14 protein-coding genes are annotated in these 20697 nt (G+C 56.1%); 6 read left to right on the top strand and 8 right to left on the bottom strand.

From position 1 onward, the window contains the following. Positions 1 to 126 precede the first annotated feature (126 nt). On the bottom strand, positions 127 to 831 hold the full coding sequence (locus AWB69_RS27745; RefSeq protein WP_062090029.1) for a FadR/GntR family transcriptional regulator: 705 nt from the start codon (positions 829 to 831) through the stop codon (positions 127 to 129). Between the two features lie 120 nt (positions 832 to 951). Here AWB69_RS27745 and AWB69_RS27740 point away from each other — a divergent pair, with 120 nt between their 5' ends. Next, complete coding sequence (locus AWB69_RS27740; protein WP_063977928.1) at positions 952 to 2223, top strand: alanine racemase; 1272 nt, start codon at positions 952 to 954, stop codon at positions 2221 to 2223. A 4-nt stretch (positions 2224 to 2227) separates the two neighbouring features. Further along, positions 2228 to 2686, top strand: coding sequence for a RidA family protein (locus AWB69_RS27735; protein WP_062090050.1), 459 nt, complete (start codon positions 2228 to 2230; stop codon positions 2684 to 2686). Positions 2687 to 2905: 219 nt separating this feature from the next. Here the strand turns inward: AWB69_RS27735 and AWB69_RS27730 are convergent, their stop codons facing one another. The 5 genes from AWB69_RS27730 to AWB69_RS27710 all read right to left on the bottom strand — a co-directional run bounded on the left by AWB69_RS27730 (position 2906) and on the right by AWB69_RS27710 (position 10048). Next, entirely contained in the window at positions 2906 to 4405 is a 1500-nt protein-coding gene (locus AWB69_RS27730; protein ID WP_197500338.1) for a GMC oxidoreductase, read from the bottom strand. Between the two features lie 93 nt (positions 4406 to 4498). Beyond that, positions 4499 to 6136, bottom strand: a complete 1638-nt coding sequence (locus tag AWB69_RS27725) for a GMC family oxidoreductase (protein WP_062090048.1) — start codon at positions 6134 to 6136, stop codon at positions 4499 to 4501. 5 nt (positions 6137 to 6141) lie between these two features. Continuing rightward, the gene (locus AWB69_RS27720) at positions 6142 to 7698 is read right to left on the bottom strand and encodes an aldehyde dehydrogenase family protein (protein ID WP_075643998.1); all 1557 of its coding nucleotides are present in this window, start codon (positions 7696 to 7698) and stop codon (positions 6142 to 6144) included. Between the two features lie 99 nt (positions 7699 to 7797). Next, positions 7798 to 9048, bottom strand: a complete 1251-nt coding sequence (locus AWB69_RS27715; protein WP_062090027.1) for an ABC transporter substrate-binding protein — start codon at positions 9046 to 9048, stop codon at positions 7798 to 7800. A 58-nt stretch (positions 9049 to 9106) separates the two neighbouring features. Next, positions 9107 to 10048, bottom strand: a complete 942-nt coding sequence (locus tag AWB69_RS27710; RefSeq protein ID WP_062090026.1) for a dihydrodipicolinate synthase family protein — start codon at positions 10046 to 10048, stop codon at positions 9107 to 9109. Positions 10049 to 10334: 286 nt separating this feature from the next. Between AWB69_RS27710 and AWB69_RS27705 the strand changes: the two genes are divergently transcribed. The 3 genes from AWB69_RS27705 to AWB69_RS27695 all read left to right on the top strand — a co-directional run bounded on the left by AWB69_RS27705 (position 10335) and on the right by AWB69_RS27695 (position 14587). After that, positions 10335 to 12416, top strand: a complete 2082-nt coding sequence (locus tag AWB69_RS27705) for a hydantoinase/oxoprolinase family protein (protein WP_062090025.1) — start codon at positions 10335 to 10337, stop codon at positions 12414 to 12416. A gap of 23 nt (positions 12417 to 12439) precedes the next feature. Continuing rightward, positions 12440 to 14056, top strand: coding sequence for a hydantoinase B/oxoprolinase family protein (locus tag AWB69_RS27700; protein ID WP_062090024.1), 1617 nt, complete (start codon positions 12440 to 12442; stop codon positions 14054 to 14056). A gap of 345 nt (positions 14057 to 14401) precedes the next feature. Continuing rightward, positions 14402 to 14587, top strand: a complete 186-nt coding sequence (locus AWB69_RS27695) for a hypothetical protein (protein ID WP_156528987.1) — start codon at positions 14402 to 14404, stop codon at positions 14585 to 14587. 119 nt (positions 14588 to 14706) lie between these two features. Here the strand turns inward: AWB69_RS27695 and AWB69_RS27690 are convergent, their stop codons facing one another. After that, positions 14707 to 15675 (bottom strand): AraC family transcriptional regulator, encoded by a 969-nt coding sequence (locus AWB69_RS27690; RefSeq protein ID WP_231937258.1) that lies wholly within the window; start codon positions 15673 to 15675, stop codon positions 14707 to 14709. A gap of 78 nt (positions 15676 to 15753) precedes the next feature. Beyond that, complete coding sequence (locus AWB69_RS27685) at positions 15754 to 19161, bottom strand: molybdopterin-dependent oxidoreductase (RefSeq protein WP_062090021.1); 3408 nt, start codon at positions 19159 to 19161, stop codon at positions 15754 to 15756. Between the two features lie 552 nt (positions 19162 to 19713). Here AWB69_RS27685 and AWB69_RS46070 point away from each other — a divergent pair. Continuing rightward, complete coding sequence (locus tag AWB69_RS46070) at positions 19714 to 20499, top strand: glucose 1-dehydrogenase (RefSeq protein WP_075643997.1); 786 nt, start codon at positions 19714 to 19716, stop codon at positions 20497 to 20499. Positions 20500 to 20697 lie beyond the last annotated feature (198 nt).

The raw sequence follows: 20697 nt of genomic DNA, 5'->3' as shown, positions 1-20697 counted from the left end.
TCTTAAGCCGACAAAGGTCGGGGATAACCCTTAAAACGCCTGACGTCCTAAGTGAAAATTCGCTCTTTGGAATTTCCAGGACGTTGTGCTTGTCTGGTACATCCCCTCATCACAACCCTGAATGATCTACCCGACCTCGTTTACCACCTCGAAACCCAATAAACGATAGCGGGCCGAACACAGATGATTCGCCATGGCCTCGCGTGCGGCGTTGCTATCCTGGCAGCGGATCGCCTGGGTAATGGCATGGTGCTGCGCATGCACAACGCCAGCCCGCGACGCGTCCGACGACCCGATCACGCCCGTCAGGCGCATTCCCGAGACGATTTGATCCTTCATCATCGCAATAGTGGCTGGGTACATGGGATTGCCGCTCGCTTCTGCGATTGCCACGTGAAACCGCATATCGGCATCGCCGAAGGCTTCATCAGACTGCTGATCGGACAGTTCCTGCGAAAGGCCTTCGATGAGAAGAAGTTGTTCTTCGGTTCGCCGCTTTGCAGCATATGCCGCGCTATCGCATTCGATACTCAGTCGAAATTCGAATACACGAATGATGTCGGCGATTGTCTCTACAGGGCGGAATCCAGTTTTCAGCCCGGTCCGCGGCTTGATCACATGGCTTCCCGAGCCGCGTTTGGAATCGATCAAACCTTCGAGTTTCAGTCTGGCTAGAGCCTCTCTGACAACCGGCCGGGAAACACTGTATTGCTGACTCAATTCCAACTCGGCCGGGATACGAGTTCCCTCTGCCCACAATTCATCGAGGATGCGTTTGCGCATCCCCTCGTAAACCTGGTCGGACAACCGGCCCCTCTTACCGTTCATCATTGTCTGATTCCTTGACATATTTGTAATTCTAATGGCACACTTTGTTAACAGCAAGCCGAAAAAATCGGATGCTGTCGGACAGATCGAATATTTCTAAACCTTGCATCGAGGTTTTCAACCATGGCAAAGGACACGTTTATGAGTGGAAACTCGCTTCGGGGCGTACCTAACGATTCCCGGACAGCGGATCCCCGCTCACTACTAGGCCGGTCAATTACAGACGGCTCTTTCGGGTCGCCCGTTGCGCTGCTAAAGCGCAGCGCGATTGAGAATAATTCACGCTGGATGCAGTCTTTTGTAGCCCATTACGGCATTCAGCTGGCGCCCCACGGAAAGACGTCGATGGCGCCAAAAATCTTCGAAATGCAATTAGCTGACGGATCCAAATGGCTTTCCCTGGCGAACGTAACGCAGGCTCAGGTCGCGCGCACCATTGATGCCAAGCATATCTTAGTTGCAAACCAAGTTGTCAACTTTCATGACTTGGAATATCTGGCAAGGGAAACCAGTCAAGGCCATTTCGAAGCCATGTGTTTCGTCGACTCGGCTGCAGGGGTGGCTCTCATTGACGAAGCAATGGCCCGATATCCGCGGGCGACGCCCTTCCCCGTCCTTATCGAGATCGGCGTCCCCGGCGGACGCGCTGGCGTGCGCGACAGACAACAGGCGCTCGAGGTTGCCCGAGCGGTCGCCGGATCCCGGTTTGTGACCCTCGCCGGACTGGCGGGATATGAAGGCGTTTTTTCGCCCAAGGACCCTGACTGTGTTCCGAAAGTCGATGCTTACCTTTCTGGCATCGTCGACCTCGCTAAAGCCATAGAAGAGGAAGGGCTTTTCCCTCTCGAAAAAATCATTCTGAGCGCCGGGGGCAGCAAGTTCTTCGACAGGGTCGCGGAGGTGTTCTCATCCGCGCAACTCGGCAGACCCGTCGACGTCATGATTCGCTGCGGGTGTTATCTCTTCCATGATGTAGGTATCTATGAAGAGGCGCTGCAACTGCTATACGAGCGGAACCCTTTCGCCAAGATGCTCGGTGTTTTTGTACCCGCCATCGAAATTTGGGGGCAGGTTCAATCCCGTCCCGAGCAGGCTCGAGCGATCGTGGATATTGGTCGCCGCGACGTATCCTACGATGCCGGATTGCCGGTTCCTTGTCGGTGGATCCACCCGTCAGTCAGCAGCGATATCCGTGATCTAAGCGGCGTCAGGACAGCGCGATTAAACGATCAGCATTGTTTCCTCGATCTTCCTGAGGAATCTGCGCTTGGCGTTGGCGACCTGGTGGGCTTCAACATCTCACACCCGTGCACGGTCTTTGACAAGTGGCACGGCATGTACCTCGTCGACGACGACTACACCGTGCTGGATTTCATTGAATCACGTTTTGGGTGATCAGATGACAGAAAACCAACTGAAAAATCTTGGCATCGAGCTGCCGGCGTACCAGCCGCCGGCGTGGGCGTACCAATCAGTCACGCAGCATAATGGTGTCGGCTATGTTAGCGGACACGTGCCGATGACAGGGGACGTAGTCCTTCACCCAGGCAAGGTCGGAGACGACGTGACACTCGAACAGGCCGCCGAGGCAGCGCGTCTCGCGACCTTGAACGCGTTGGCGTCGTTGCAGTTTGCGCTCGGTTCACTCGACCGGGTACGGCAGATTCTCAAGGTCGTCGTGTTCGTCGCGTCGGCCAAGGGATTCAACCAACAACCGCGAGTCGCGGATGTTGTGTCAAACCTTCTCCGGGAAATTTTTGGCGAAGCCGGCGTGCATGCACGATCCGCTGTCGGCGTTGCAGAACTGCCTCGGAACAGTGCAGTGGAAGTCGAGTTGGTAGTCGCACTGCAACCCTGACCCATCCACTCAAGTCCATCTTCAAACAGCGACGCGTCGTCTTTTGCCTCATGCAGCAAAAGTAGCGAGCTCTGACCCATCGGAGGACACGATCAGGGAGCCCAAGTCAAGGGGGCAGAGGACAGCTTTAGCTTACGCCCCTTGCTCGGCAATGAAGGGTTTCTTGAGAACGTTCGTTCTGAGGGCGGCACATGTAGCTGCCCATCCGGACCCGTTGTCTCAAGCATGCAACTCGGTTTCCCGAATGTGCCACGCTGTCCTCATGGCAAGTGCGGCGACCGTCAATGCAGGATTGACGGCTGCAGATGAGACAAAGCTACTTGCGTCTGTAACGAACAGGTTTTCGCAGTCGAACGTACGCCCCCAGCAGTCGAGCGGCGACCGTGCTCCATCGCTACCCATCTTGATCGTGCCGCATTGGTGCGACGGGCTTTTCCGATCGAACAGCTTCTCGACTGAGAACCGGAACCCCGCGTCTCGCAAGACGGTCTTGAGGCGAGCAACCAGCGCACGATGAGTGGTCATGTTGTTCCTCTCCCAGTCGAGCACTATGCGCTCGTGCTCCAACCGAATGCGGTTTTTCTCGCTTGGCAGGTCTTCGCTCATGACGAAGAAGTCGACGGAATGCCGGGTCAGACGCTCGAGCAATCGTTCCGGAATGTGCGGGATATTGGCTTTGAGGATGGCGCCCGTTACCCGGCCCAACAATTGGATATTCCCCAAAGGGCTGCCGCCAGGACCCCCTGTCAGATAGAAATCGTTGATGCCAAATGTCTTTTGGTACACCGAATCGTTGTTGAATTTGCGATCGAATGCGATCAGCGCGCTGGTGTTATGACTCATCAGATTGCGGCCCACCTGATTCGATCGATTGGCCAGTCCGCTCGTATGGGAGGCGAGCAGGATTGCCGCGGAGGGAATCGCACCCGCAGCAAGAATTGCAACGCCAGCATTCAGTACCTTGACCTGCCCGCCTTGTTCATATTCAACGCCTGTGACACGTTGTCCGTCCGGGCTGCAAATCAGTCGTCGAACGCTCGCGCCGCTTTGAAGAGTCACATTCGCAAACGCCAGCGCCGGCTGCAATGCACAGGTTTCGGCGTCCATCTTCCCTGTGCGCGCGTCCGGAAAACCGTCCCAGCCGGTCTGCCCGTGCTTGAGCCAGGTGTCGATGTCGATTCCCAGGGGCAACGAAAAAGGGCGCAGGCCGACGCCACTCAGTCGACGCCTGACTTCGGCGATCGCTGGTTCGTCCGGGACGGGCGGGAACGGTAATGGGTTCGTGCGAGGAGGTTCGCTCGGGTCTTCATGCGCGCTTCCCCGTACCTGAAAAAGCGCTTCGGCTTTGTCGTACCATGGCGCGAGATCGCGATATGTCAGGGGCCAAGGCGGTGCATCGCCGTCGGGATACGACACTCCTTCAAAATCACGCTCGCGATAGCGCGAGAGGACAGCGCCATAAAACTTCGAGTTGCCGCCGTGGTTGTAGTGGTTGCCTGCAGCAAAGGACGCGCCGCCGGGCTCGTACCAAAGGTCAGTAGACGCAAAGTAATTTTTTTGGAAGATGGCACGCGCATCACGATTCTCAGGAATGGCGAGCAACTGCGCGCCCTTCTCCAAAATCGTTATGGTAGCTCCGCAGGGAGCCAGCGCCAACGCCGCGGTCGCCCCTCCCATTCCGGATCCGATGATCACGACGTCGGTGGTGTTCTTGGTCAACTTTATGCCTTCGATATGCACCGCGAGCGCAGGTTCCGGGCTTCGTGCGGTCTTTTTGGTTAAATTTATCCGCGCGCTGATAACGCGATGCCGCTAGGTGACAACGTCGACCGCCTCTCCCACTTCTGACCGAACAGGCGCCAGTCGCTTTCCGCGAATTGCATCGGCTCCTTTCTCACCAATCATGATTGACGAAGCGTTGGTGTTGCCGCTGACAACAGTCGGCATGATCGAGGCGTCGATCACGCGCAGTCCGGCGATGCCGTGGACTTTCAGATCGCTATCGACAACGGCCTTGTCATCCGTTCCCATCTTGCACGTGCCGGCAGGATGGAAATCTGTCTTCGCCCATTCGCGTATATAGCTCCTGATCTCCTCGTCCGTGCGGACACCGCTCCCCGGCAGATGCTCTTCTGTCGTGATTGATCGCAACGTCGACTGTGAAAGTATCTCGCGAGCCATTTTGAAGCCCTCGATGCTGTGACGCCAATCCGCTTCGGCGGATAGATATCTCGGATCGATAAGCGGATCATCAATCGGATTGGACGACGCGAGCGTGACTTCACCGCGACTTTCCGGCCGGAGATACGCCGTATTCAAAGTCATGCCATGGCCCGCCACACGAACGCGGCCGTGATCGATCACGTAGGCCGGGAGAAAGTGCATTTGAATATCCGGCCAATCGTTCTCACCCGTCGTGCTGACAAACGCGCCGCCCTCGCACACATTGCTGGACACCGCGCCGGTACCAAACATCAAAAACTGCAGTGCATGCTTGAACGGCGCCAGCCCGCGATCCTGGCCGTTATAGCTGACCGGTGCGTTGAGCCGGGCGCAACAGTAGACATCCATGTGATCCTGGAGGTTCTTCCCGACCCCGGGCAAGTCGAGCTTCACCGAAATGCCCGACCTGCGCAACTCGTCCGCCGGCCCGATGCCCGAGAGCAATAAAAGCTTGGGCGAATTGATCGCGCCGGCGCTCACGACCACTTCGCGTTTAGCTCGAATCGTCTCGGACGAGGATTTCCCCTCTCTCACGACCTCGATGCCCACCGCCCGATCGTTCTCCACCACGACTCGCGTCACCCGGGCCTGGGTTTCCACCGTGAGGTTTTTTCGCTTGAGCGCGGGATAGATAAAAGCGAAGGCGGTGCTGGATCGCCGTACGTTTCGTTGGGTAACCTGATAGAAACCTACGCCATACTGGTCAGCACCATTGAAGTCAGGGTTGTAGGGAACGCCCGCCTCCTGAGCAGCCCGGATGAACTGTCGGCTGAGATCGATCGGTGAGCGCTGGTCAGACACGCCCATTGGTCCGTTGATGCCATGGAATGCGTTCGATAGCCTTTCGTTGTCCTCGGACCGCTTGAAATACGGGAGAAGATCCGCGTAACTCCACCCTTCATTTCCGAGGGACGCCCAGTGATCGAAATCGCGGCGATGACCGCGGATATAGACCATCGAATTGACCGAACTACCGCCGCCCAGGATCTTTCCCTGCGGAAATAGCATTCGACGGTTGTTCAATTGCTCTTGAGGCGTCGTCATCCACTCGTAACGAACCTTGTCACCTTGCAAGCGGGCGTATCCCGCAGGCCAGCGCACCAGGAAGGAATCGTTTCGACGACCTGCTTCAAGCAGCAAAACCGTGGCGTCGGGATCTTCACTCAGTCGCGAGGCAACAACGCACCCGGCAGAGCCGCCGCCTACGACGATGTAGTCATATTCCATGCTTTTCACCCTGCTGATCGATCGTTGCTGTCCGGGCTTATACGGGGGCCAATCCAGCGCGGGGAATACCCCGCATCACGGATTTGAATCGTCTTGATTTCCATGAAATCTTCCACCCCTGCGAGGCCTACTTCCCGGCCGATACCGCTTTCCTTATAACCACCAAACGGTAATTCCGCCGGGCCATCCAGATAGGTGTTGATCCAGATCGTACCCGCCTTGATACCGCGAGCGGCCTGGATTGCCACAGAAATATCACGTGTCCAAACCCCTGCAGACAATCCGTACGCAGTGTGGTTTGCCAGCGCTATTGCTTCTTCAGCGCTCTCAAAAGTCAGGATGGACAGTACCGGGCCAAATATTTCTTCGCGGGCAATTCTCATGCTTCGGGTCACATCAACGAAAATGGTCGGATCGATATAGCGCCCTCCATTGATACGCCGGTCCGTACCGCCCAGCGCCAGAATAGCGCCTTCCTCTTTACCTGCCGCGATCAACGAAATGATCCGATTAAACTGGGCTTCGTTGATGATCGGACCAACGAGCGTATTTTCGTCAAGCGGACTACCTACCGGAATTTTTCTTGCGGCAGCGATGAGTTTTTCGGTGAACGCGTCGGCGATTGACCGTTCGAGAAGCAACCGGCTGCCACAATTGCAGGACTGTCCGGCGTTGGCGAAGGCGCCGTGCAGCACGGCATCCAATGCGTGTTCCAGATTGGCATCTGCAAACACGATATGCGGGTTCTTACCCCCGAGCTCCAGCGCGACCTTTGCGATTCGATCCGCACCCGTTCTCATCGCGTGCTTGCCAACCCGGGTGGATCCGGTAAAGGAAATGATCTCGATGTCGGGGTGAGAGATCAGTGCATCTCCAGTCGGATCGCCGTGACCTGCAACGATGTTTACCACGCCGTCGGGCATGCCCGCCGCTTTCAGAATCTCGCCCAGGAGCAGCGTAGTCGCCGGCGTCAGCTCGCTCGGCTTCACCACGCACGTACAACCCGCCGCGAGCGCAAATGGCAGCTTCTGACTGATGATCAGAAACGGAAAATTCCACGGTGTAATGATCGCGACAGGTCCAACGGGCTCCTTGATCGTGAGCGCCGTCAGCCCCTTTCCAAGCGCTGCAAAACTCGAGCCGTTGATCGAGCGGGCCTGGGTGGCTGCGTACGACCATAGCGCCGCGGACCGTTCGATCTCGGCACGTGCCTGTCTCAGTGGTTTGCCGCTCTCCGCCATTTCGAATGCGGCGAGCTCTTCAGTTCTTGCCAGTATTACCTGTGCCGTGCGCTCAAGCACTCTGGACCGGTCTTCCCCGGACAGATCCGACCAAACTCCCTGGTCGAAAGCGTGCCTGGCTGAACGGACCGCTGAATCCACTTCTTCCGGCGTAGCGTTGCGGTATCGCCCTACGAGTTCTCCATTGCCCGGATTTTCCCGGATGAAGGGCTCGCCTTGACTCGTGGTCCATTGCCCGCCAATCCAGTGTCCGAACTCGCGAGGAGAGGGAATCTGGATCCGGTCACGACTGGAGCCAACTTGTGATGTTCCTTGTGTCATTGCTTTTCCACGTCATGTTGTCTGGCTAACGCGACCCTTGTCATGTCCGCTGGCAAGGGTGTGCGCCATGAGCTTGTACGTTCCCTTGACTTCCTGCTGTTACAGCGACTGGAGGCCTGACACCAGGCGATCAATGCCTTGCTGGGGCGTCATGTTCTTGCTTTCGAAGAAACTCGAAATGGTGTCCAGAAACACACCGGTCTTGTCTTCGGCGGCGGCCGCGTTATGGGCGAGCGAGGGAATCGTGGTGTGGTTGGCTTGTGCCTGCGCGCGATCCACGAAAGACTGCTTGCCACACTCGTCAAACTTGGCCGACGAGACGTCCACGCGTGCGGGAATCGAACCCTTCTTCAAGCTGAAGGCCTCCTGGAAGTTCTTGTCCAGCACTGCAGTAGCCATGTCCGTTTGCCCCTCGACCTTATCAGCGTTCTTGGTCTTGAAGAACGAGAAAGCATCAATGATCCAGGTAAAGTCGCCAGCGGTACCCGGAGCCGGCACACAACCGTAGTCGACGTTAGCCTTTTTGTTCGCCAGAAGCATCTCGCCCTTCGCCCAGTCACCCTGTATCTGCATGGCGGCCTTGCCTTGAATCAACATTGCGGTGGCGAGATTCCAATCCCGGCCCGGATAGTTGGGATCCACGTAGTCGTTGAGCTTACGAAGCTCAGTGAACACCTTCAACATAGTAGGGCTGCGCAGGGCCGATTCGTCCTGCTGGACAAGCGCCTTCCGATAAAATTCTGGGCCACCGATACCCAACACGAGGTTTTCGAACAAATCGAGTTCCTGCCATGGCTGACCACCCAGGGCAAGTGGGATCACGCCCGCCGCCTTCAGCTTGTCGCCAACGGCATTGAACTCGTCCCATGTCTTCGGCGGAGCGAGACCCAGCTTGTCAAATACCTGCTTGTTGTACCACAGCCAATTGTTGCGGTGAACATTGACAGGAACTGCAACGTACTGCTTATCAACATTCAGATAGGGGATGAGTTCGGGCGAAATGATCTTGTCCCAACCGTTCTTTGTGGCGATATCGTCCAGATCTCGAAGTTGCCCCTCCTTGCCCCACGTAGCAATCTGCGAGGGCTGCAACTGCACTGCTGCCGGCGGATCGCCCGCGGCAACTCGCGCGTGAAGAACCTGCACAGCGTTCATTCCCGTGCCCCCCGCCACCGGCGCGTCTTTCCAGACCACGCCTTCTTTCTGCAGCAGCGTTTTCAACTCGTTCAGGCCTGAGGCTTCGCTGCCACTCGTCCAGTAGTGCAATACGTCTACCGTGGGAGCAGCCACGGCGCTACCCGCTGCCGCGAGGAGCACTGCAGCAAGAGCGGTGGCGGTCATCTTCATCATGTCGATCTCCAAACGAACAAAGGTTATGGTTGGTTTATGGTTAGTCGAAGGTTGGTCGCTACGCTGCGGTGGAAGTCGAGAGCTTGGCTTCCGCCCGCGTTAAGTCCCACGCGGCCTCGCGCACGGCAAGCCGCTGCGCCGGGGTCAGTTCGGCATCGATAAGCGGCATCAAGGCGCCCGTCCTCGCCACGTCACCATCGGAGACTGCACAATGCAGCACACGTAGGGGCGAGATGCTGTCGCGGCAGTCTTCCAGGGGGATGAAATGACTAACCAATGCTCGCGCTTTTTCGTAGTCCAGTGCGCCAAGCGCGCCACGCAACTTCGTACCCAGGTTGGGCGCGAGGCAGACCGACCCCGACGTGAAACTCGACAGGCCGAAGTCGCGAAAATGTTCGACGACGGGGCGCTCGCCAATACCGCTGATGAGATAACGTCGGTCGATGCGAGCGCACAATTCTGAAAGAAAAGCGTCCTTCGAGGGGTCCTCGCGCACGACCGCATATTTGATCGCCACCACGCGGCCCTCGCTTACGAGCCTCTCCACGCCATCTGCGTCAAGATATCCATCGCGCTTGAGGTAGAGGATGACCGGCTTGCCGAGCGCGTCGGAGAATTCCCGGATGCCACGTTCGACACCGGTGAGCGTAGTGGGAAAGACGGCTGGCAATACCATCACCGTCGGGAAATTTCGCGCTTTGAGAATGGGCAGACTATCTATTAAGCGACCGTAATCGGCGCCCACGGACGGCAGCACCCACGAATCGGGCGCTGCAAATTCTTCAAGCATGTCGAGCACTTCCGCAAGCTGTCCCGTCGGCAGATGATAGAAGTTTGCGTTGCCGCCGTACATCAGCGAGGTCACTCCGCCCCCCTCGAGGTGGCGGATAAGCCGCTGATTTTCTGCGCGATTCAATCTGTAGTCTTCGTGACGTGCCAGCGGTGGCACCGCGATGACGGAGGAGGCAAGATCGTCGAACGTAACAGCGGTAGTCTTCATAGGGACACTCCAAAAAGCACAAAATGTGAAAAGTTACATATTTGTCATTTCAGAGCGCATCCTAGTACGAAAAAAGCGCTTTGTGTAGCCTGTTTTGGCATTGAGGATCAAAAAATACTGAGGCTGTTTACCCTTACTTTCCCCCTTACCTTCCTCAATAGACTGAGCCCCCATGCCTCGCGGCGTTGAATGACGGCCGTCAGCCCGCCATTACAGATTTATGTTGACAAGTAAAAATTAGTCCAAGAAACTTACTACATTGTCAATACAACAAAGGACGACTGCGATGCCCGATCAACGCTTGCGCCTGTCGGTAGATATTGGAGGGACATTCACGGACGTGGTACTGGACCGTGGCAGTTCCAGACTGTCGATCAAGGTGCTGACGACTCACCATGCACCCGAGATCGGCTTGTTCGACGGCGTCACTCAGCTTTGTCAGCAGGCAGAAACTTCTTTGTCCGAGATCGGCCTTTTCCTGCACGGAACAACCCTTGCCACCAACGCAATCATTGAGCGGCGTGGCGCCCGCACCGCACTACTGACCACGAAGGGATTTCGTGACACGATCGAAATCGGCACGGAAAGCCGTCACGATCAATACGACATCTTCCTGAAGAAGCCTGTGCCATTGGTTCCGCGGGAGTGGCGATTTACCGTGAGCGAACGCCTGAATGTTCACGGCGGCGTACTGCTTCCGCTTGACGAAGACGAAGTCGCTCAGCGAGCTCGCGAGCTCGAGGAACAGGGCGTCGAAAGCCTGGCCATCAGCTATATTCACGCCTACGCAAACGGTGACCACGAGCAGCGCACGCGCGACCTTATCGCTCGACGTTTGCCGAAACTTTCGGTGAGCATTTCCTCGGAGGTTTGCCCTGAAGTCCGCGAATACGAGCGTGCGTCCACGACCGTTGCAAACGCCTATGTCCGGCCTGTCATGGCAAGCTACCTGGGAAGGCTCGAACGCAAACTGACAGAACGTGGCCTCACCTGCCCGATCCTGCTGATGAGCTCTGGCGGTGGTTTAACGACCATTTCACAAGCTTCGGCATTCCCCATCCGCTTGGTCGAATCAGGGCCCGCTGGCGGCGCGATCCTGGCGGCAAAGGTTGCCCGCGAATGTCAATTGGATGAAATCATCTCCTTCGACATGGGTGGCACCACGGCCAAGTTATGCCTCATTGACCACAGCAAACCACTCAAGTCCCGCACGTTCGAGGTGGACCGTACCGAACGTTTTCTCAAAGGCAGTGGCCTTCCGGTGAGGATTCCTGTTATTGAAATGGTTGAGATCGGCGCGGGCGGCGGCTCGATCGCTCGGGTCGATGAGCTCGGCCGGGTCGCTGTCGGTCCTGAAAGCGCATCGTCCGATCCTGGCCCAGCGGCTTACGGACGCGGCGGCACTCGCCCCACAGTGAGCGACGCGGACGTCGTCCTGGGACGGCTGGATCCGGAGCGCTTCGCCGGCGGCAAGCTGCAACTGCGTCCTGATCTCGCCCGCACGGCACTGCAAAAAGCAATCGGCGACACGCTTTCGCTGGATTCGACCATGTCCGCTCTGGCGGTCAGCGAGATGGTCGAGGAAAACATGGCAAATGCCAGTCGCGTTCACGCGGCGGAATTCGGCAAAGACTTGCGCAAACGCGCGCTCATCGCTTTCGGTGGCGCGGCGCCCCTTCACGCAGCCCGCCTTGCCACGAAGCTCGGCCTGAGCAAGGTCATCATTCCTCGCGGGGCCGGCGTAGGCTCAGCCATAGGCTTTCTGGAAGCACCTGTCGCTTATGAGGTTGTCAGAAGCCGCCACGTTCATTTGTCCGGCCTTGATGCTGCGGAAATAGAGCAATTGCTTAAGCCGATGGTAGAGGAGGCAATCACCGTCGTGAAACCGGCGAGCAACGGCTTCCCAGTTTCCGTCAAGCGTTCGGCCTTCATGCGCTACGTTGGTCAGGGGCATGAGCTGGAGGTAGACATGCCTGACACGGCGTCCAACGAGGAGGTCCGAGCCGCGCTAAAGGACGCCTTCACCCAAGCGTACGAGCAAATCTTCGGTCGGGCCTTGCGCGAGCACGCAATCGAAATTGTCACTTGGGCCGTGACTGCCGCCGTGGAGAATCCGCTCGCTACTCAGGCGCTTCCGCTTGCGACGCTCGGCGTGGACGAGCCACGCGTCGGCTGGTGCGATCTCTACGATCCGGACAACGGCGCTGCATCGCGTTCGCCTGTCTACTGGCGCGACTATTTGAAGCCCGGACTTCATATCGATGGGCCAGCGATCATCGCCGAACAGGAAACTAGCACTGTGGTTACGTCATCATTCACGGCGACGGTCGATGAGCTTGGCCATATTGTCTTGAACCGGCGCGCTTAAACCCATTTAGCGAGTGTAAGACCATGACCGAAGCAACACATACCAGCCAAACCCCTGTCGACGCGCGCCGTTCGGCTATGGGCGAGATCGACTTTCAGATCATGTGGAATCGACTCATTGCCGTGGTGGAAGAACAGGCGCAGGCGCTTCGACGCACTGCTTTCAGCCCAATCGTGCGCGAGTCCGGCGACCTGTCGGCCGGTTATTTCGACTACGACGGCCGCATGATTGCGCAAGCGGTGACGGGTACGCCCGGCCACGTCAATACCATGGCCACATCGGTGCTTCACTTTTTGCGCCTTTTTCCGGCGTCAACAATGAAGGAAGGCGATGTATTCGTCACGAACGACCCATGGATGGGCACAGGCCACCTGCACGACTTTGTAATGGTTACGCCAGCATTTCATCATGGCAAGATGGTCGGGCTTTTTGCATCGACTTGCCACTTCATGGATGTCGGCGGGATCGGCTTTGGCCCGGACGGCCGGGATGTCTTCGAGGAAGGCTTTTACGTGCCACCGTCGCGTATGATCGATGCCGGTGTAGTGGACCAGACCCTGATCAGACTCGTCCGGGCGAACTCCCGGTATCCAGCGGAAGCGGAAGGCGATCTGTTTTCGCTTGCCTCTTGCAACGCCATCGGCGTCAAGCGACTTGGTGAGATGCTCGTGGAGTTCAAGCTCGATAATTTGAGCGAGCTCGCTGACGAAATTATCGCCCGGTCACGTCGCGCCGTGCTCGCGGAGATCGCCAAGCTTCCGGAACGCGAGGTGTCGGGTTCCATGACGCTCGACGGGTACGACCATCCAGTCACCCTCCAGGCTCGGCTCAAGATTTCGAAGGAAGGGATCGAACTCGACTATTCGGGTACATCGCGCATCTCTGCACGGGGTATCAACGTACCGCTTTCATATTGCCAGGCCTATAGCGCATTCGGACTCGCCTGTTCAATATTCCCTAACATCCCGAATAATTCGGGCACGCTTTCTGTACTGAAGATCACTGCCCCGGAAGGGTCAATCCTAAACGCGGTCCGCCCTTCGCCAGTGTCCTCCAGGCACGTCATTGGACAAATGCTTCCTGATGTTGTCTTTAACTGCCTGGCACAAATCAGTCCGGATCGGGTGCTTGCCGAAGGCGCCGGCGCATTGTGGAACTTGATCCTCGAGGATGGTCACGATGCCTGCGTGACCGAAGGCATCACAAATACACAACAATTCTCCGCGCTGTCGGTGCTGACGGGTGGTACGGGCGCACGTCCGAACGCCGACGGACTGAACGCTACGGCGTTCCCAAGCGGCGTATCAGGTGTGCCGATCGAAGTCATCGAAACGATTACCCCCTTGGTGTATTGGCGTAAGGAATTCCGCGCCAACAGCGGAGGAAACGGGAAGTTCAGGGGCGGCATGGGCCAGGTCATCGAAATCGGACACCGTGACGGGCATCCGTTTTATTTGTTCGCCGCGTTGGATCGCATTCACAATCCGGCGCGCGGCCGATTTGGTGGTTCCGACGGCGCACCCGGCAAGGTTTCGCTTGCTTCCGGAAAGACACTCAATGGCAAGGGCAAGCAGTTGATTCCACATGGCGAGGTCCTGGTGGTCGAAACACCGGGCGGGGGCGGCTACGGAGAATCCTGACACTCCGTGTAATGCCGAGTCGGTGACGGACCCCAGCAATTTCGTCACCGACGTTCCTCTCGATAGATTACGATTTTTCAAATTTTATTAGTTTAACTATCTATATGGCTTTGGCCGGATACTGCGGCACTTCACGTCGCCAGGCAACGCGCGTGGTGGCTACTACTCAATGAGGCGAAGGGATCAGAAGCTTGACTGATTATTCACCACAGCTTTATGTAGATAGATCATGCCGCGCTCACATCCGGCCCTCAGTGTCGTTCCGTTCGTCAACGGACAATTTCTGTGGCTGAGTGACTTGATAAATAGACATTAGGAGCGGTTAAGATGCATTCGGACTTATTCATGGGTCACACCAACGAGCTGATTGCCACGCTTAAGTATTTCCCCCACAGCATCCTTTTAATTGTCTCTACATGCATGATCGTACTGATAGCCGGTTTTTGTTTGCTGCTTAAAATCAGCTTCAACCTCGATAAGCCCTCTTCCAACGTTGTGAAAGATAGCCTGCGTCAGCGCCCGAAACAGTGAAACGAATGGACGCCTGCGTGCATGGATGCATCCCGACCCGGTACTTGCCGGCGTGCCTGCTAGGACGAAGGGAGTGCTCCGCTCTTCGCAATCTGCGACTTTTGCGCGCGCGGCCCTATTCAGTCCTGGGGTGTTTTGATTTTTGACGCGAGGGGTCGGGAAAGTAATTGAGTCAAAGACATTCCAGCTGAGCGCTTCACCATCGCACTGAAAGCGCTTGTGCTCGTGTAGCCAAGCTCGGCAGCGATCTCGTTGATGGGCTTTGAGTCTTCGGCTCGCGAAACTGCCTCGGCCAGAAGTACTTTCTTCCGCCATTGTGAAAACCCAATCCCCAACTCCCGGCGAAAAAGACGAGCGATCGTCCGAGGGCTGGCGCCAGCGTGTTCCGCCCACGTGTCGAGGGTGGAGTGACGCATGGGATTCTCCAGCACAGCTTGGCATAGTCGGCGTATCCGTCGCTCTTTAGGGAGTTCAATACCGAGCGGAACAGACGGGGCTATCGAAAGTTCTTCGATTGCGACGTTGACAAGCAGCCTTTCCCGTTCAGGCCTGTCAGGAACTGTTGGCATATCGTCGTCGGGACGCGGGTCCATCTGCAGCACCACCGCCCTCAGCAGATCCGACACTTCTATCACCCTGCATCGCTCCCAACGCGCACTGCCACTGACAGGGTTCGGCGGCACGGGTATGGCGTCTTCCAAAAAGTAGAGCGTATAGACTTCTGTTTCTGCCGGTACGGTAACTGCATGCCCCACATTTGCGGGAATCCATAACGCTTGCCAAGGCGCCACAATGAAGACACCGTCTTCGACAATCAATCGTGTCATCCCGGTAATAGAGAACGCCAATTGCGCCCAAGGATGGCGGTGTGGTGACACCTCCTGGTTCATAAACAGACGCTGAACCTTAGCTCTTACCGGACGCGCAGGCGTAGGCTTATTCAGATTAAGCGAAATTTCGTTGTTTATGTGATTTTGTTGCATTGTCACAGGATGCGTTGACGAAGTGGGAATGTCTACTGGCAGTACGTTTACATCATAAGCTGATTGACTTAAGCAATAGATCCATTTATCTCCCATGATATTCATGTAGTCGACACTCGTTCTGTATGCCCCACCAATTCACGTAAACCGTCCCGTACGGGCTCCGACAAAGAACATCTCTGATCATGCTTCAATTGTCACATCGCCGGTAGGTACGGCCTGGCATGCGAGACACGTATCTCCACCAGGATGCGAAACGTGCACACGATGCAGACACTCGCCATGCAGTATTTTCACTTCACACGACTCGCACTGCCCCGCTCTGCAACCGTTGGTAATTTTGATCCCGGCCGACTCAGCCAGTTCCAGAATGGATCCTTTTTCGCGAGACCACGTGAGTGTCTTTCCTGACTTCGAAAACACGACCGCATACTCCCCGGTAGGAAGACTATTTTGGTCAACCTGCGCCGGTGCAAATGTCTCCTCGAATACAAGGCTGGGTGGATGTCCAGCGTCCTTCAGCGCTTGCCTTAACGCTTTGGTCATCGGTGCAGGACCGCAGAAATATATAGCAGGTGCCTCCTCGAAGTCAGGACGCAGGAGATTCTCGATACTGATACGTGTGGTGACAACATCGTCAGGGAGCGGTCCCTCCGTTGCCCCCCAGTGCCGCGATGCTGTCAAAGTAGGAATACGCGCTCTAAACTCGGCAATCCGATCAGCGAATGCTTCGGTCGATTGGGACCTGTTTGCGTACACAAGGTGGATTCTGTGACTTGCACCAGCGGCCGCAACCGTCTCCAGATAGGACATAAACGGTGTGATGCCGATCCCGCCCGCTACCATCACGATCGGTCGACGCGAAATAGCTGGTATTACAAAATCTCCACCCGGTGCCTTCACATCGACCCGATCGCCAACCGTCACTCGACGATTCATGATCTCCGACATTTTCCCGTCAGGAAATTCAGGACGATCATGTGGCGCAGGCACAAACCTTACCGCAACAGAAAACGTCTTTCGATCCTCTTGCCGGGCCAATCCGATCAGTGAGTAGCAACGAATGATCTCCGTCTCTGATCCATCCGGTCGGAGACTGACTGTGATGTGTTGCCCTGGCTCATAATCCGGCAGCGTCGCGCCATCCAAGCCCTCGAATGTCACCATGGTCACTTCGTCCGCCACGCGCCTGATCTGCCGGATTCGCATCGGACGAAATCCTCGCCAGCCGTTTGGATTTCGAGCCTTGACCGGAACAACATTACACGATTGCGACCTAAGCCCCGCGGTTCCACTCATTGGATCAAGACGCTTGGCATCCACCAATATATTGTAGTTAGACCCGCCCGACCTATAAGGATCGTAACTTGATAACCCCTCATGCTCACTTTGTTTCCACCATCCGTATGATGCACGCACCACCCGAGGGTGGAGCGTCTTGTCGATTTTCGCGCGCATCCGGATGCTTCCGTCGTGGTTTTGTATGTCGACCCAGTCGCCTTCCTCTATACCTAATCCTTCCGCTGCCTCAGGCGACAGACTGACGCTTGGATCAGGCTCGCGTTTGCGCAAAGACGGAACCTGACGGTGCTGCGAATGACAAAAATAACCCGCCTTGGCCGTTGTCAAGGCAAAGGGAAACTCCTCGTTGGATGGCAAAATCCCGATGTCGAACTCAGGAACACCCGGTTGCTGGAAACGCACAAGTAGCGCGGAATAGAGTTCAACAAGGCCTGTCTCAGTATTGAATCCATTGACCTTTCCGTCACCCACTTCCGCGTATTTCTTGTAGCGCTGCTTTAGCGGCAGGCTTATTCCCTCCGGATTTTCCTTTAGTTGTTCTAACGTAACCCCGAGAGGTTCCAGAATATAAGACCTCGCCGCATCAATGTCCCCACCGAAAAATTGATCACGCAATCCCAGCTCATTGGCAATCGCAAAAACAATCTCAGCGTCGGAACGTGATTCGCCGATCGGCTCCACCATCTTATGACGGTACTGTATATGTTGTTCGGCCTTCAGGCCGGAGCCAAAACCCACGCGCATGGCGTCTCGTTCCCACGGGGAATTGACAGGCAACAATATGTCGGCGAAACGAGCCGTGGGATTTTCGAAGATGTCGCAATGGACGTAGAAGTCTAATGCCCTCATGGCTTCCCTGCCTCGCGCGGAATTTGCATGAGCAACGGTCAGGTTTGACCCGAATCCAACAAGCGCTTTAGGCTGATACGGGTCCGAGTTGAGGACAGCGTCGTAAAAATCGTGTGCAACAATGCGGCCAACGCTCGGAGGGCCAAGTGGCCGCTCGTTCATACCGATGGCCTTTGCGAGTTGCTCCGCAGCCAAAAGCTGGGGACCGGCCACCTTATTCGTTGGGTGACCCGGCAGGACGAGGTTTCCGCCCATCGCATCAAACCCGCCTTTCAGACTCATCAGCGTTGCAAATGCTCTGTCGATCTGTGTCGATTCAGCGTGCTGGCCGAGTCCTGTCCACGTGTAATACGTGGCACTTTTCGCCGAACCCAATGCGTCCGCCGCTGCAATGATTTGTTCGACCGGGATCCATGTAATTTCCGCCACTTCATCGAGTGTTTTCGCCTCGAACGCTTGTCTAAGCCGATCAAGGGAGGTGGTGCAGTGAATGCGTCCAGTGGATGTTTCCAATTCGATAGACGCTGACAAGCGAGCCTCCAGCAGCTTGTCCCCCTCTACAGCCGAGTTTCTCTTAACGTACACCAGAGCGCCGTCGTCCCCGACCGCCACAAAGGCGTCCGCCTCCTGTGACGAATCGACGTCACGAGCTCGCAGGAACTGGCCGTCGTCCTCACGCACGAGCAGTGCCGCATTGGTCCAGCGTCTAAGGAACCTGGTGTCAAAAGCGCCCGTCTCGAACATCCTGCGCATCATACCCATGGCTAAAAAGCCATCTGCGCCCGGGCGGACCCGAAGCCAATGATCCGCACCCATCGCGAAACCAAAACGACGTGGGTCAACCACTAACATTTTTGCGCCGCGCGCGCGTGCCGCTGCGGCTTGAGTGGCTTGATCAAGCCACACTGAAGTCGGATTGAATCCCCAGAACACGATCATTTCCGTGTTCTCGTAGTCCGGATAAGGGATCGCTGTTCCGATCGTAAACGCATGCGACGAATCTTTATGCCAATTACAAACCTCCGTACTGCTAATCCAGTTAGGGGAGCCGCTGAGCCGAATCAAGCGGTCTATCCAGTCGTCACCATCGCTGAGTGCGGTCCCGCTAGGTGTCGTCGTCGAATAGCATACGGCTTCGGCTCCATGTTCGGCCCGAATGGCCCGCAACTTTTGGCCCACTGTTCCGATCGCCTCCTCCCACGATATGCGAACCCAGCCAGGATCGTCGGCCGTTTTGGGATTCGTGCGCTTGAGTGGATAGAGCAGTCGGTCAGGGTGGTAAAGGATTTCCGGAGCAGCCTTCCCTTTGATGCAAAGCGACTTGCCGGTTGGGTGCTCCGGAGCGGGACCCGCTCCTGTGAGCCGGCCATTTTCAATGGTGTAGGTTGCGCCGCAACGTGACTTACACAACGCGCACCAACCGACCAGTTGCTCAGCCATGGCTCGACTCCTTTTGGAAATGCAATTTCAACGTGGATCTACGGCCAACTGCCTAGGTATAGCTACATTCTCGTCGCCTTCAGTTCGTAGTGGTTGTCCAATCAAGACATTATCTATCTAAAAAATGACAATGTAGTAATTCCTTGAACCCGTTGAACCTATTTATGAAGTAGGTACCTGACGCAAAGAACAGCCATAAATCGCGTGCACGGAGCGATGGCCGCCATCATTGACATTGGCACGCCGGCCACCGCCTGCCCGAAGACGCGCGGCGTCCGCTCATTCACAGCTACCGTACAGCAGTTGCGTACGATTACAGCCAGGGAAATCGGCGCCTCTTACTTGTATTGACATCATTGTACTTTGACTATATTATTTGTCAATAAAGCGTCACGTGCTGAGCGATTCGCCGACTCAACGTGTAACGTCACTCCGCAACCAGTGAAAGCAGACTCGCTGGATGGACGAACAGGATCAAACGAGCTAAGCCAACTTTCAATCAATTGAAGGCGCGCGACGCCAGCCGGCATCTCTAATGGGAGGAGGATCATCGTGAAGGGAATCAAAGGAAAAAGAGTTTTGGTGACCGGTGCATCTCAAGGAATCGGACTTGCAATTGCTGAACGACTTTTAAACGACGGCGCGCGCGTGATGATCGGCGACGTTTGTCGACCTGAAGTTTCCGACAAGGTCCTACAAAATCTCAACGAAAAGCATGAAGGGCGAGTGTTTGCAACTTACCTTGACGTCACAAATGAACAAGCAGTTGTTAAGGCGTTCATTGAGACTCGAGATTTGTTCGGAGGCCTTGATATCCTTATTAATAACGCGGGAATTAATCATCAAAGCCCGTCGCACCTATTTTCTGCTGAAGATTTTGACAGGGTTGTATCAGTCAATCTCCGTGGGCCGTTTTTATGTAGCCGGGAAGCAATTAAAATTTTTCTTGAGCAAGGTTCCGGCTTAATCCTGAACAACTCATCGAATCATGAGGTTATCCCCAAACCCAGTTTTTTGGCATACTCAGTGAGCAAGGGCGGTCTGGGCAATCTTACCCGAACGCTAGCTCTCGAATATGCGGACAGAGGAATCCGCGTCAATGCAGTAGCGCCTGGCGCCACGCTAACCCCGCTGAACGCTTCCTGGTCTGGTGACGACGAAAAACGCGCACGGGTAGAACGCCGCATCCCGTTAGGCCGTGCTGCTTCTCCTGCTGAAGTTGCGAATATTTTTGCTTTTCTTACGAGCGATGAAGCGTTGTATGTAACTGGGCATACTATCTTTGCAGATGGTGGGCTCACGTTACATAACGACTTCCGAGAGAACTGGTCGTCGTAAAGAGCGTTGCAAACGCCTGTGGGACGCGCCTTGATCCGCATTGGAGGCATGTATCAAGGTACAAGTTGCGCTAGCCACGCACTGCTGCCAGCGCCACCTTCGCCTCGAACGCCTCTAAGTCCGCGCACCGGATTCTCCTCGTCATCGTCTGGTTTCCTATGTAGGCATCATGCCTATCTCAGATCCCAGCGACTCCAT

This window comes from Caballeronia udeis, from assembly GCF_001544555.2.
In the GTDB taxonomy this organism is placed as follows: Bacteria; Pseudomonadota; Gammaproteobacteria; order Burkholderiales; family Burkholderiaceae; genus Caballeronia; species Caballeronia udeis.
Note: the sequence above shows the minus strand (reverse complement) of the source record. Positions and strands in the feature narration are given on the sequence as shown.